The following is a 13,739-nucleotide window of genomic DNA, read 5'->3' as shown; positions in this document are numbered from 1 at the left end:
CCCAACTATCAATCGACCGGTATGACAGAGAGTTCCAGTAAAGATAACTCTTATCCCATGATTGTTAATGATTCTTTTAAAAATCAATATAATAGTATATAACTATTAAAATAAACCGTTTCTCTTGCGCAACAGATACCCGCTATGGGTGACCATCCTGGCAATACCGATGTAAAAAAACCTGCCCCTGGCATCATGCCAAGAGCAGGTTTTGAAGGAATTAGCAGCAGCGCCTAAGACGAGAACTAGCGAACCAGAGAAGGCATGAGGCGCCGCATCACCACTCCGCCACACTGCCATCCGCATGGCGCCAGACCGGGTTGCGCCAGCGGTGGCCTTCCTTGGCGCGCTCCAGCACATAGGCCTCGTTCACCTCGATGCCCAGGCCGGGGCCGCCGGGCATGGCGACATAGCCGTCCTGGTAGTCGAAGGCATCGCGGTTGTGCACATAGTCGAGCAGGTCATTGCCCTGGTTGTAGTGGATGCCCAGGCTTTGCTCCTGGATGAAGGCGTTGTAGCAGACCGCATCGATCTGCAGGTTGGCAGCCAGCGCAATCGGGCCCAGCGGGCAATGCAGGGCAACGGCCACATCGTAGGCCTCGGCCATCGCGGCGATCTTGCAGGTCTCGGTGATGCCGCCCGCGTGCGAGGGGTCGGGCTGGATGATGTCGACACCACCCTGCGCAAACACGCGCTTGAAGTCCCAGCGCGAATAGAGGCGCTCGCCCAGTGCGATGGGCGCGGCGCCGATGGCGGCCAGCTCGGGGATCACCTCCAGGTGCTCGCTGAGCACCGGCTCTTCGATGAACATCAGGTTGAAGTCGCGCAGCTCGCGCATCAGCACCTTGGCCATGGGCTTGTGCACCCGGCCGTGGAAGTCCACACCAATGCCAATGTGCTTGCCCACCGACTCGCGGATCATCGCCACATTGGCCACAGCCTGCTCCACCTTGGCATGGCTGTCGATGTACTGCATCTCTTCGGTGCCGTTCATCTTGACGGCGGTAAAGCCGCGCGCCACCGCCGCCTGCGCCTGGGCAGCGGTATCTGCCGGGCGGTCACCCCCAATCCAGGAGTAGACGCGGATGCGGTCACGCACCTTGCCGCCCAGCAACTCATGCACGGGCACACCCAGCGCCTTGCCCTTGATGTCCCACAGCGCCTGGTCCACACCGGCAATGGCGCTCATCATCACCGGGCCGCCCCGGTAGAAGCCGGCGCGGTACATCACATTCCAGAGGTCCTGCACATTGCGCGGGTCGCGGCCCACCAGGTAGTCGGACAGTTCCTCGACTGCTGCGGCCACCGTGTGGGCGCGGCCTTCCACCACCGGTTCGCCCCAGCCGACGATGCCCTCGTCGGTTTCGATCTTGAGAAAGCACCAGCGCGGTGGCACGATAAAGGTGGTGAGCTTGACGATTTTCATGGGAAGAACAGAGAAAGAATGGGTGGGGATCAGCGGTTGCGGCGGGAACTCATTCGAAGTCCAGCAGCACCTTCATCGCCTGCGAGCGGTCGGCCGCCAGCGCAAAGGCGCGGGCTGAATCGCGGTAGGACAAGGTGGCCGATATCAGCGGCTTCACATCGACCAGGCCCTTGTTGAGCAAGGCCACGGCGGTGGCGAACTCCTCATGGAAGCGGAAGGAGCCGCGCCAGTCGAACTCCTTGGCCACCAGGGTGTTGATCGGCAGGGTCATCTCGGCACCGGCCAGGCCCAGCTGCACGATGGTGGCGCGCGGGCGCAGCACATCGAAGGCGCCGCGCAAGGCATGCGGATTGCCACTGGCCTCAAACAGCACATCAAACTGGCCCTTGTCGGCCGCATAGCGCGCCAGCCCATCGGGCGATTCGCCCACATGCACCACCTCATCCGCACCCACCTGCAAGGCCTTGGCCAGCGGGTGCGCGCTCATGTCGGTGGCCACAATGTGCTCGGCCCCTGCGCGGCGCGCGGCGATGATGGCCAGTGCGCCAATCGGCCCGCAGCCCGTCACCAGCACCTTGCGGCCCAACAGCGGCCCTGCGCGCTGCACACCATGCAGGGCTACGGCCAGCGGCTCGGCCATCGCGCCTTCGGCATCGCTCACCTGGGGGGCGAGCAGATGGGCCTGGTGCGCCTCGATGACGATCTGCTGGCGGAACGCCCCTTGCACATGGGGGGTGCGCATGGCGCTGCCGTAGTAGCGCATGTCCAGGCAGTGGTTCTGCAGGCCCATCTGGCAAAAGCGGCACTGGCCGCAAGGCCAGCTGGGGCTCACTGCAATGCGCTGGCCGGCAGCGAAGCCCGTCACCTCGGCACCTACGGATTCGATGACACCCGAGACCTCATGGCCCAGCACCATCGGCTCCTTGATGCGCACGGTGCCGAAGCCGCCGTGCTGGTAGTAATGCAGGTCAGAGCCGCAGATGCCGCCGCAGCGCACCCGCACCAGCATCTGGCCAGGCCCGGGCGCAGGCGCGGGGACGGATTGGACCCGCAGATCGCCGGGTGCGTGGATAACAAGCGCTTCCATGTCAGAAGTTCCTAATTGGCTTGGAAAAGGGAGTGGCTCAAGGCTTGGTCTTGCGGTAGCTGGCCAGCGCTGCATAAAACGACTGGGCAAACTCCTGGCCCACCGTCGCCTGGTTCTTGTCAATCACCGGCTGCACCGCCGCGCGGATCTTCTCCAGCTCGGCTGGCGGCATCTCGCCCACCTGCATGCCATGCGATTTGAGCTGGGCGACCACCTCGCCGGCCTGGCGCAGCTCTTCGCTGCGTTGCAAGGTGCGGGCTTTCTCGGCGGATTGCTGTACCGCCTGCTGCTGCGCGGAGGTCAAGGAGGACCACCATTTGTCCGACGCAATCAAGGCCACCGGCGTGTAGACATGGTTGGTGATGGTCAGGTACTTCTGCACCTCGTACATCTTGTTGGCATACATGTCGACCACTGGGTGCTCATAGCCGTCCAGGGCCTTGATCTCCAGCGCGGGGTAGACCTCGGAGAAGGCCATCGGCACGGCGTTCATGCCCATGGCATTGAAGCTGGCCAGCGCCATCGGGCTTTGCATGACGCGCACGCGCAGGCCTTTCATGTCCGCCAACGAGGCCAGCGGGCGCTTGCTGTTGGACATATTGCGGAAGGCGCCGCCCGCCCAGACCAGGCCGCGCATTTTCATATCGGCAATGCCGTCCAGCATCTGGCGGCCAATGGGGCCATCGAGCACATGGGCGGCCTCGGCATCGCTGGCAAACAGAAACGGAAAATCAAAAATCTGCAGCGCCTTCTTGCGCGCGGCGATGGGCGACAGCGCACCCATGTACAGGTCCTGCGTGCCGCTTTGCACTGCAATCAGCATCTTGTCTTCGCTGCCCAGGGTGGCACTGCTGTACACATCGATCTGCACCTTGCCATCGGTCGCCTTGGCCACATCGGCGGCAAACTGCTTCATCGCGATGGCGCGGGGATGCGAATCGGCAAATGAATGGCCCAGGCGTGCACGCTTGCCCTCCTGGGCTTGCGCGGGCGCCAGGCCCAGGAGGCACAGGGTGGCGAAGGCAAGGCCTGCAACGAGGCTTCGGCGTTGGATCAGTGTCATGGTCGGCTCCTTGTCTGTTTTGGGCAAAGCCCAGCCCGGCGCTTGCAGGTACAGGGTATTTGCATGCACCCAGGGCTCTTCAATGGATAGGGTTCGGAGGTAGCGGCTGGGGCTAACGGCTCATCATCTCCAGCGGCCACATGACGATCTGCGGGAACACCACCAGCAGGAACATCACAATCGTCTGGGCCACCATGAAGGGGATCACGCCCTTGATGGCACCACTCATCGGTATCTTGGCCACCCCGCAGACAACATTGAGCACGGTGCCCACAGGCGGTGTGACCAGGCCGATGGCGTTGTTCATGATGAACAGCACGCCGAAGTAGACCGGGTCGATGCCCGCTTGCTTGAGCACCGGCATCAGCACGGGGGTCATGATCAGCACGGTGGGCGTGAAATCCAGCGCCGTGCCCACCAGCAGCACCAGCACCATCAGCGCAAAGGTCAGCAGCATCTTGTTGTCCATCAGCGGCTCCACCAGGGCAGCCAGCTGCTGCGGGATGTTGGCAGTGGTGATCAGCCAGGCCGACACGCCAGCGGCCGACACCAGGAACATGATGATGGCGGTGGTCTCAGCGGCGCGGTAGATCAGCGCGAACAGCTGGTTCAGCTTGATCTCGCGGTAGATGAACATGCCCACGACCAGCGAGTACATCGCGGCAATGACGGCGGCTTCGGTCGGGGTGAACCAGCCGAACTTCAAGCCACCGATGATGACCACCGGCAGCACCAGCGCCCACAGCGACTGGCGCGTCGCAGTCAGGCGCTCGGCCGTCGTGCGCTTGGGCTCGGTGATGACCGGATCGCGGCCAATGCACCAGCGCCAGGCCAGCAAGATCGCCAGCCCCATCAGCAGGCCCGGCACAATGCCGGCGATGAACAGCTTGGTGATGGAGACGCCACCGGTCACGCCGTACAGAATCATCGCAATCGATGGCGGAATCACCGGCGCAATGATGCCGCCACTGGCGATCAGGCCGCAGGAGCGGTTTACGTCATAGCCGGCCTTGCGCATCATCGGCACCAGCACGGCGGCCAGCGCGGCAGTATCGGCCACGGCCGAGCCCGACAGCGAGGCCATGATGACCGCAGCGCCCACCGCCACATAGCCCAGGCCGCCGCGGATATGGCCAATCCAGGCCATGGCCATCTGGATGATGCGGCGGGTCATGCCGCCGGCGTTCATGAACTCGCCCGCCAGCATGAAGAAGGGCACGGCCAGCAGCGGGAAGCTATTGGCACCATCCCACATGTTCTGCACGACGATCTGCGGATCGGTAAAGCCCATGTAGTACATCAGCGCCAGGCCGCAGCCGATCAGCGCAAACGCAATGGGCATGCCCAGGGCCATCAGCCCAAGCAAGGACGAGATAAAAATGAAGATGGTCATGCGCGACCTCCTTGTGGCGGGGTCTGCTCCTGCATGGCGTGCTCGGCCTCGCGCGCCTCTTCCATGCCCTCTTCCTGCACGTCGATCAGTTCGTTATCTGCCACCTTGCCCAGCACCAGCCTTACCAGGTTGGACAGGCAGATAAAGCCAATGGCGGTGCCGGTGAAGTAGCTCACGCCGTAGACCCAGATCATGCTCAGCTGCGCCACCGGCGAGGCATTGCCCGCGATGATGTCGTGCTGCAGCCAGGTGCCGTAGACGATGTAGACGCAGCACAGCAGCATGATGGCCTGGCTCAGGCCCCAGCAAACGCGGCGGCCGGCCAGCGGCATCATCTGCACCATCAAATCCACCCCCAAATGGGCGCGCTTGCGCATGCCCACGATGGCGCCCAGAAAGGTCAGCCACACAAAGGCAAAGCGTGGCACCTCTTCCGACAGATCAATGCCGGTATTGAAAAACAGCCGCAGCATCACATTGCCGAACACCATCACCAGCATGACGAGCATGCACAGCACCATCATGATTTCCAGCGCGCGCGTCAGCCCGTCCGCGAGCATTTTGAGTACCTTGCCCATGGCAACACCTTTCCCGGCAGCGCGGCCTTGTGCCGTGCCACCACCTGAAGCTTGTAGGTCTATGTAGGCAGCGCCGCACCAGGGGGCGCTGCCAGAACGTTGAAGAGAAACGAAGGGAGTGGGCCCAGCCTAGACTGCTGCTGCCCAGCCCCCTTTCTGGGCCTTACTGGGCCTTGCGGGCCTGTTCGATCTCGGCAAAGAAGCCCTTGACGAACTCGTCGCCAATCTGCGGCGAGAACTTGGCCAGCACGGGCTTGACCTTGTCCTGCATGCGCGCCAGCTCGGCTGCGGGCATGCTGTCCACCGTCACACCGGCCTTCTTGAAGTTCTCGACAGCCAGGCTGTCGCCTTCATCGAGCAGCTTGCGTTGCAGGAGGCCGGCTTCGGTGGCAGCCTTTTGCACACCGGCCTTATCGGCGGGCGAGAGGCTGTCCCAAAACTTCTTCGATGCGACCAGGGCCGATGGCGTGTAGACGTGGTTGGTGATGGTGATGTACTTCTGCACTTCCTGCATCTTGTTGGCCCACATGTGCTGCAGCGGGTTCTCCTGGCCGTCCAGCGCCTTGATCTCCAGAGCAGGGAACACCTCGGCAAAGGCCATCGGCGTGGCGTTGGCGCCCAGGGTCTTCCAGGTGTCCAGCGCGACCGGGTTGGTCATCACGCGGATCTTGAGGCCGCTCACATCCTCGGGCTTGGCCACGCGGTGCTTGCTGTTGGACAGGTTGCGAAAGCCCATGCCGGTCCAGGCCAGGCCCACCAGGTTGGCCGGTGCGATCTTCTCGAAGATCTTCTTGGACGACGCGCCATCGAGCACCGCATAGACCTCGGCCGAGTTGCGGAACATGAAGGGCAGATCCCAGACCTGCACTTCCTTGACCCGCGAGGACAGCGGCGCCAGGGTGCCGATGTACAGATCCTGCGTGCCTGCCTGCACGGCCTGCAGCTGCTTCTCGTCGCTGCCCAGCACGGCGCTGTGGTAGGCCTGCACCTTGACATTGCCGTTGGTATAGGTGGATGCGAGCTCGGCAAACTTGTTCATCGCAATGGCTTGCGGGTGGCTTTCGGGCATCGCATGGCCCACGCGCGCCTTGACCTCGGCATAGGCCGCGCCAGCGCCCATTGCCGATGCCGCCAGGGTGGCCAGCAGGATGCGGCGCAGTTGGAAGTGAGTGCTCATCTGTCTGTCTCCGTCTTTGTTGTGAATCGAAAAAAGCCGGCGCTCTTGCCCGGCACGCTGGGAATCAGGGGGTCTGCAGGCTCCCGTCGCTCAGGCGGGTCTGCGTCCAAGTGGTGACCGCGCTGCTGCAGGGGTACTTGGCGGCCTCGCGCTCATCAATGTCCACGCCCAGGCCGGGCTGGTCATTGGCGTAGACATAGCCATTGCGGAAGCTGGGCAAGCCAGGGAACACGGCCAGCAAGGCATCGCGCGGGCCCTTGAGCTTCTGGATCACAAAGTTGGGTGGCTCGGTGCCCGACCATTCCTGCACGCCAAAATTGCGCGAGGCCAGGTCGATATGGATATTGGCCGCATGCGCCAGCGGCGACATATCGCCCGGGCCATGCCAGGCGGTGCGCACGCCGTATTGCTCGGCAAACAGCTGCAGCTTGCGCGCCGGGGTGATGCCACCCAGCTGGCTCAGGTGCACGCGGATGAAGTCAATCAGCCGCTCGGCGATGATGCCGCGCCATTCAAACGGGTGGTTGAACAGCTCGCCCTGGGCCAACGGCACATTGGTCTTGTCGCGCAGCTGGCGCAGCCAGTCGCCCTCTTCCAGCGCAATCGCGTCTTCCAGAAAGAACAGCTCATAGGGCTCAAGCGCCTGCGCAAAGCGGATCGCATCGGCCGGCTTGAGGCGCTCGTGCACGTCATGGCACAGCTCCACCTCAAAGCCGATGCGGCTGCGGATGGCGTCGAACATCTTCAGCGTCTCGCGCATGTACTTGCGCGCATCGAGGTAGATGCCATTGGCTGCGCCTTGCGGTGCCGTAGCAGGCGCCGCGCCAAAGCCGCCACCGCCATAGCCACCGCTTTGGCAGCGGATGTGGGTGATGCCCTGCTCGCGGTACTTCTGGATGTTGTCGCAAAGCTCTTCCAGATCACGTCCATCGGCATGGCGGTAGATGGGCACGCCCTCGCGCAGCTTGCCGCCCAGCAGCTGGTACAGCGGCATGCCAGCCTGCTTGCCCTTCAGGTCCCACAGCGCCATGTCCACACCCGAAATCGCATTGTTTTCGATAGGGCCGTTGCGCCAATAGGCGTTCTGGTGCATCAGCTGCCACAGCTCTTCAATCTGGCTGGCGTCGCGGCCGATCAGCAGCGGACGCAGGTACTGTTCGACCAGGCACTGCACAGCCAGGTGGCGGTAGGCAAAGGTGGCGCAGCCCAGGCCATAGAGGCCGGGCTGGTTGGTCTCGATCTTGACGACCAGAAGGTTGATGCCCTCTGGCGCCGTCGCGATGACTTTGACGTCGGTAATCAAGGTAGCCATGCTGCTGCGCCCACTTACAGCACCGCCAGCCAGCCGCCATCCACATAGATGATCTGGCCGTTGACATAGTTGGATGCGCCCGAGGCCAGGTAGATGGCGGTACCCACCAGCTCATCGGGGCGGCCCCAGCGCTGCGTGGGGTTGCTGGCCTTGACCCAGGCATCAAACGCCACGTTGTTGACCAGGGCCTCGTTCATGTCGGTGAGGATGTAGCCCGGGCCGATGGAGTTGGCCTGGATGCCATGCATGGCCCATTCGGCCGCCATCGCCTTGGAGAGCATCTTGATGCCGCCCTTGGCCACCGTGTAGGGCGCCACCGTGGCGCGTGCCGCCTCGCTGGTGAGCGAGCCGATATTGATGATCTTGCCGCCGGTGCCGCGCTCGATCATGCGGCGCGCTGCCGTGCGGCCCACGACAAAGGCCGCCGTCAGGTTGGTGTTGATGACGCGGGTCCAGTCCTCCAGCGACACATCAAGCAGCGGCTCGCGGTGCTGGATGCCGGCGTTGTTGACGACGATGTCGATCGCCAGGCCCTGGGCATCCAACGCCGCAAAGGCCGCCTCCACCGCTGCCTGGTCGGCCACATCAAAGGCCGCCCCTTGGGCTTGGAGGCCCAGGCCCTGCAGTTGCGCGACCGCACCATCCACCGCTGCCTGCTGGCGGCTGTTGACCACGACGGTCGCTCCCGACTCGGCCAGGCCCTGGGCCAGCGCCAGCCCAATGCCGCGCGAGGAACCGGTAATCAGCGCAGTACGGCCCGACAGATCAAACAGGGAACGAGACATGGAATGGCGACCTTGAGAATTTCAGAAGTCGCCATCATCGGTTTATTTGTATGATGATTGAATCAGAGCAAACCCTAGACTTTTATCGCCCCTGCGCTTCGCGCGACAGGCCGCCTGAAGCGTGGATTTGCCGGCTTTTAGGCGGGAGCGCCCCAGCGGGCAATCGTGTCGGCCAGCAGCGCCCGCATCCACAGCTGTGCATCGTCAGCACTGCGCCGCTCAATGGCGGCCAGCACCTTGCCATGCATCACCAGTCCATCGTTGAACTGGCCCGCCTGCTGCGCATTGACAGTGAGCAAGGACTCCAACGCCGAGGCCACAATGCCGCCCAGCGAGATCAACAGGGGATTGCCGGTGGCCTGCAGGATGCTCTGGTGGTAGGCCAGATCGGCAACCACCCATTCATCGATCGATGTCGCAGCCTCCATGGCCGCAAAGGCCTGCTGCAAGGTGCGCAGCTGGGCATCGGTGTGCATGCGCGCGGCCAAAGATGCGGCAGCCGGCTCCAGAATGCCGCGCATCACCATCAGGTGCCGGCCCAATTCCTGGTCCACCCCCTGGCTACACAACCAACCCAGCACATCGGCATCAAACAGGCTCCACTGCTCTTGCGGCCGCACGCGGGTGCCGGTGCGGGGCCGCGCCTCCAGCATGCCCTTGGCGCTCAGCGCCTTGATCGCCTCGCGCACCGCAGTGCGGCTCACCCCCAGGCGATCGCACAGCTCCTCTTCATTGGGCAAGGTGGCCCCGGGCCCGTACTCGGGGCTGGCAATCAGCCGACCCAGGCTGTCCATCACCTGGTGGTGCAGACTGCTGCCGGGCTGTGACGATAAAGACATGGCAAACGGTGGTGGTGCTGAATCATTCATCATACAAAACAAAAAGGCTTGGGGCCAGCACTTCTGTGTCGGCGCTACCCCTGTCCGATCATGCCCGTCATCAGCCCGCTGAGCGCAGCACTCACCTTTGCAGTCGGGCAGGAACGCCTGCGGCCCCTGTGCCGCCTTGCGTCTTGCCACCACCTCCAACTTGCTAAACGGCGTCGTCGGACCCTGCTGCCCGGCTCTCCCGGCCGGCCACGCGCACCAGAATATCGGCACCACGGTTAGCAGCCGGCAGGCCACGGAACAGAAAACACAGGTTGATGACTGCTTGCAGCTCTGGCCAGTCAGCGCCCGCACGGCGCGAAGCGATGGCATGGGTTTCTGCAGCGTCGTTGCCATCCATCAGCAGCATGCCAAACAGCATCAACTGGACGGTCTTGGGATCGATGTGGGGTGTGCTCATCGCATGGGTGCGCATGCGCTCTTGCAGGTTGAGCATTTGCGAATCCAGCCCCCCGGTGAAGTTCAGCCGGGATTCCACCCGGTGCGGCAAAAAGCCCAGCAAGTCGCGGTAGGTGCGGGCATGGGTGCACATCGCTGTTTGTGAGGCGAGTGAATCCAGGCCCGCAAATTTAGCGAGGGCGGCGGTGTCTAGACTTGAGTTCATATGCAACTGCTTTCAATGATGGAGATAAAGGCGGACCCAGCGTGGTGCCGGCCGTCATGCCTTGCCGGTTTGCATGCCCTGGTAGCGCTGCACGCCATCAGGAAAAGCCCACTCCGCAAAAGCCTCAGCGCTGGGGACAAACTGCCTGGCCACCCAGCGGTCATCGCAGATATCCGCGTCAAAGTCGTATTCAGCAGCGCCCCCGCAGGGGTTTTTGAAGTACCAGAAGTAGGCGGAGGACACCGGATGCCGGCCCGGACCGATGTGGGTCTGCCAGCCACGGGACGTCATGAAGAGACCACCGCCGAAGACTTCATGGATATCGCGCACATCGAATGCCAGATGGTGGAAGCCCACCGCATCACCGCGCTGGAGCAGGAACAGGTTGTGGTGGTCTGCCGAACCGGCGGGGCGCAGAAACACGCCGCTGCCGGTATACGAATCGGTGACCCGAAAACCCAGGCGCTTTTCGTAGAACGCCACTGTCTCCTGCAGGTTTTGCACCGCAAACACCACATGGCTCATATGACTGGGATAAGCACGCGGATAGATTTGCGCCGCCGCATTGATGCGCATTGCATGGCCCGGCGTATTGAAGACAGTTGGGGGTTGCATCAGAGGCTCGACACCGCTGACTTCAAAGGCAATGGCGTGGCCGGCGGGGTCGGTGGCATGCACCCGTCCGGCGTCATCGATACGCGTGCTGGCATCCTGGCCGAGCTCGGCCGCGATGTCATCCAGCGCGGCCTGGTCCTGCACCCCCCAGACCACCTGCCGCACCGTAGGGCCCGCCACTGGCGCGGGGGCAAGCATGGGGTCTGCGAGGTGCCGCATATGTACTTGCGAGCCCTCAGGGGTACAGAAGATGACCTGGTCGGGCGCATCCATCACGAGCTGCAGCCCGAAATCGGTCCAGTAACGGCGGGCGACATCGAAGTCGTCCACGCCGTAAACCACAGTGTTCAATCCAACGATTTGCATCACAACTCCTCCTTCGATTGCTGAAAATTATTATCGATATTTTATGTATTTCTCGACATTTTTCTAGATAACGATAGTTTCCATACGTATCGGTATTGATAGAATGCGATCGTTCTTGGCCTGAGGAGTTCCATGGATAGCTTGTACCTGTTGAAGACGGAGGGCGAAGGCAGCACCTTGGCCAACTCCCTGGCTGCCCGCTTGCGCATGGCCATACTGAACGGTGATATTGCACCGGGTGAGCGTCTGCACCTGAGCGCGCTGAAGGCCCGCTTCGGCATCAGTTTCAGCCCCCTGCGTGAGGCGTTGGCAGGCCTTGCTGCAGAGGGCCTGGTCGTAGCCGCAGGGCAGCGCGGCTTTCACGTCGCCCCTGTATCTGCGGAAAACCTGGACGAGCTCATCCGCCTGCGCTGCATGGCAGAGACCACCGCCATCCGCGAATCGATTCGGCTAGGCGACGATCAATGGGAAGAGGCCCTGGTAGCCGCTCACTACCGGCTTGGCCGGGTTGCGGCAGCCCCGTTGGACGCGCAAGCCCAACAGGCCTGGGAAGCCGCACACCGCAACTACCATGTGGCGCTGCTGTCTGCCTGCAGCATGCCGCTGCTGCTGAAGTTCTGCAACACCTTGCATGACCTGAGTGACCGCTATCGGCGCCTGTTCCTCACCCTGGCACCGCGCGACAAGAAGGTGCCCGGTGAGCACCTGCAGTTGTATGAGGCGACCCTGGCCCGGGATGCAGACAAAGCCGCAGCCATTTTGGAAGCGCACATCCGCCGAACGGCTGAGAACGTACAGCGCGCGGTGGTGCCATGGCAAGCGTCAGCCGGTCGTGCCACAGGCAGCAAAGAGGTCCGCCCTTCGAGGGCCAGATAAAGGCACGGATCAACGTCGTGACCGACCGAGCGCGGTGCGGGCTACAAAACTCTGCCGATGTGCCTGCCATGCATCAAGCCGGCTGGCCGCCCGCAGCCACCGGTCTCCGGGCAGTAGTGGCTTCCCGCGTAACCCGCGCCCCAAATATCGCCTGCCCCACGCGCGGCACGGTGGCCCCAACGATCGATACCTGCCCGGCGAACAACTGCCGACCGCGAAGACCAGTAAGGAGCGCTACAGCACCGTTCTGGTGTCGCCGGTGCCGGCGCCGAGATCGGACGTCATGCACGGCAAGGCCGGCAGGATGGCGCGCGCGGACACCATCCCCAGCACAGCCCGGCGAGCATGGCCAGCAAAGGGCCGCTCAGTAGCTGTGCGTGGAGCCGACCGGCGAGATGGCCATGGAAGTTGGCGTAGTCATCATTCAAGCTCTCTCCAGCACCGTAGCGATGCCCTGCCCCCCGCCTATGCATTGGGTGGCCAGCGCGTAGCGTCCTTGCTGGCGCGCCAGCAGGGCCGCAGCCTTGCCGGTGATGCGCGCGCCGGTGGCGCCCAGCGGGTGGCCGATGGCCAGGCCTCCGCCGTCGATGTTCACGGTCGCCATGTCCAGGCCCAAGTCGCGGATGCAAGCCAGGGCCTGCGATGAGAAGGCCTCGTTGATTTCCACGACGTCCAGGTCGGCGACGGCAAGGCCGGCGCGCGCCAGTGCCTTGCGCGTGGCCGGGATCGGGCCGATGCCCATGATGGCCGGGTCCACCCCCACAGTGGCAAAGCTGCGGATGCGCGCCAGCATCTGCAGGCCGTGGCGTTCGGCAAAGTCGTCGCTGGTGACCAGCAGCGCTGCCGCCCCATCGGTCAGCGGCGACGAAGTGCCCGCCGTGACCACGCCATCGGCCCGGAAGGCCGGCTTAAGCTCCGCCAGCGCCTCCAAGGTGGTACCGGGGCGGATGCAACCGTCGGCCTCCACCACCTCGCCATCGGGCAACCGGATGGGCACGATCTCCTCGGCCAGCAAGCCTTGGTCGCGGGCAGTTGCGGCTTTCTGGTGTGACTGCAGTGCGAGCAGCTCCTGGTCGGCACGGTTCACGTTCCAGCGCTGTGCCACGTTCTCCGCCGTCTCTCCCATGGAGATGTAGGCATCGCTCTTCGGCTGCAGCTCTGGATTGGGCGAGAAGTTGAATCCGCCCTGCGGCACCATCGTCATCGACTCTACACCCACGCACAGGAAAGCATCGCCCATGCCAGCCTCGATCTGCGCCGCTGCGATGTGCACTGCCTGCATCGACGAGCCGCAGAAGCGGTTCACCGTCATGCCGCCCACGGCCTGGGGCAGGCCGGCCAGCAGGCCGACGATGCGCGCCAGGTTGTTGCCCTGCGCGGCTTCCGGGTAGGCGCAGCCGAGTATCACGTCCTCCAGCAGCACGGGATCCAGATCGGTGCGCCGGAGCAGGCCCTGCACGACCTGCGCGGCCAGCGTGTCGGGCCGCACTTCGGCAAGACGGCCCTTGCGGGCAAAGTGGAATGGCGAGCGCGCATAAGCGGTGATGACGGCTTTCATGGTGGAAGCTCC

Annotated in this window: 13 protein-coding genes; 1 reads left to right on the top strand and 12 read right to left on the bottom strand. The window is 63.5% G+C overall.

Annotation, left to right across the window (positions count from 1 at the left end):
- Positions 1-277: 277 nt before the first annotated feature.
- The 11 genes from dgoD to LPW39_RS14570 all read right to left on the bottom strand — a co-directional run bounded on the left by dgoD (position 278) and on the right by LPW39_RS14570 (position 11,293).
- Positions 278-1,426, bottom strand: coding sequence for a galactonate dehydratase (dgoD, locus tag LPW39_RS14620; protein WP_230776373.1), 1,149 nt, complete (start codon positions 1,424-1,426; stop codon positions 278-280).
- A gap of 49 nt (positions 1,427-1,475) precedes the next feature.
- A complete protein-coding gene (locus LPW39_RS14615) occupies positions 1,476-2,513 on the bottom strand; it encodes an L-idonate 5-dehydrogenase (protein WP_230776371.1) in 1,038 nt (345 codons plus the stop codon).
- 37 nt (positions 2,514-2,550) lie between these two features.
- Complete coding sequence (locus LPW39_RS14610; RefSeq protein WP_230776369.1) at positions 2,551-3,576, bottom strand: DctP family TRAP transporter solute-binding subunit; 1,026 nt, start codon at positions 3,574-3,576, stop codon at positions 2,551-2,553.
- Between the two features lie 112 nt (positions 3,577-3,688).
- Positions 3,689-4,969 (bottom strand): TRAP transporter large permease, encoded by a 1,281-nt coding sequence (locus LPW39_RS14605; protein WP_230776367.1) that lies wholly within the window; start codon positions 4,967-4,969, stop codon positions 3,689-3,691.
- Positions 4,966-5,547 (bottom strand): TRAP transporter small permease, encoded by a 582-nt coding sequence (locus LPW39_RS14600; protein ID WP_230776358.1) that lies wholly within the window; start codon positions 5,545-5,547, stop codon positions 4,966-4,968. Before LPW39_RS14600 ends, LPW39_RS14605 begins: the two co-directional genes overlap by 4 nt.
- A 163-nt stretch (positions 5,548-5,710) precedes the next feature.
- Positions 5,711-6,724 (bottom strand): TRAP transporter substrate-binding protein, encoded by a 1,014-nt coding sequence (locus LPW39_RS14595; protein WP_230776356.1) that lies wholly within the window; start codon positions 6,722-6,724, stop codon positions 5,711-5,713.
- Between the two features lie 64 nt (positions 6,725-6,788).
- Positions 6,789-8,036 (bottom strand): enolase C-terminal domain-like protein, encoded by a 1,248-nt coding sequence (locus tag LPW39_RS14590; RefSeq protein WP_230776354.1) that lies wholly within the window; start codon positions 8,034-8,036, stop codon positions 6,789-6,791.
- Positions 8,037-8,050: 14 nt separating this feature from the next.
- Positions 8,051-8,821: an SDR family oxidoreductase gene (locus LPW39_RS14585; protein ID WP_230776352.1), complete on the bottom strand. Its 771-nt coding sequence runs from the start codon at positions 8,819-8,821 to the stop codon at positions 8,051-8,053.
- A gap of 137 nt (positions 8,822-8,958) precedes the next feature.
- Positions 8,959-9,660, bottom strand: a complete 702-nt coding sequence (locus LPW39_RS14580) for a FadR/GntR family transcriptional regulator (RefSeq protein ID WP_230776350.1) — start codon at positions 9,658-9,660, stop codon at positions 8,959-8,961.
- Positions 9,661-9,853: 193 nt separating this feature from the next.
- Positions 9,854-10,312 (bottom strand): carboxymuconolactone decarboxylase family protein, encoded by a 459-nt coding sequence (locus LPW39_RS14575; protein WP_230776348.1) that lies wholly within the window; start codon positions 10,310-10,312, stop codon positions 9,854-9,856.
- A gap of 54 nt (positions 10,313-10,366) precedes the next feature.
- Positions 10,367-11,293, bottom strand: coding sequence for a VOC family protein (locus LPW39_RS14570; RefSeq protein ID WP_230776339.1), 927 nt, complete (start codon positions 11,291-11,293; stop codon positions 10,367-10,369).
- A 132-nt stretch (positions 11,294-11,425) separates the two neighbouring features.
- Here LPW39_RS14570 and LPW39_RS14565 point away from each other — a divergent pair, with 132 nt between their 5' ends.
- Positions 11,426-12,169: a GntR family transcriptional regulator gene (locus LPW39_RS14565; RefSeq protein ID WP_230776337.1), complete on the top strand. Its 744-nt coding sequence runs from the start codon at positions 11,426-11,428 to the stop codon at positions 12,167-12,169.
- Between the two features lie 424 nt (positions 12,170-12,593).
- On the opposite strand, the gene LPW39_RS14560 is transcribed toward LPW39_RS14565, so the two are convergent.
- On the bottom strand, positions 12,594-13,727 hold the full coding sequence (locus LPW39_RS14560) for a thiolase family protein (protein WP_230776335.1): 1,134 nt from the start codon (positions 13,725-13,727) through the stop codon (positions 12,594-12,596).
- Between the last annotated feature and the right edge of the window lie 12 nt (positions 13,728-13,739).

Origin of the sequence: Comamonas koreensis, from assembly GCF_021026195.1 — a bacterium.
In the GTDB taxonomy this organism is placed as follows: domain Bacteria; phylum Pseudomonadota; class Gammaproteobacteria; order Burkholderiales; family Burkholderiaceae_C; genus Comamonas; species Comamonas koreensis.
The sequence above is the reverse complement of the archived record's forward strand: the minus strand, read 5'-3'. Positions and strand labels throughout refer to the sequence as shown.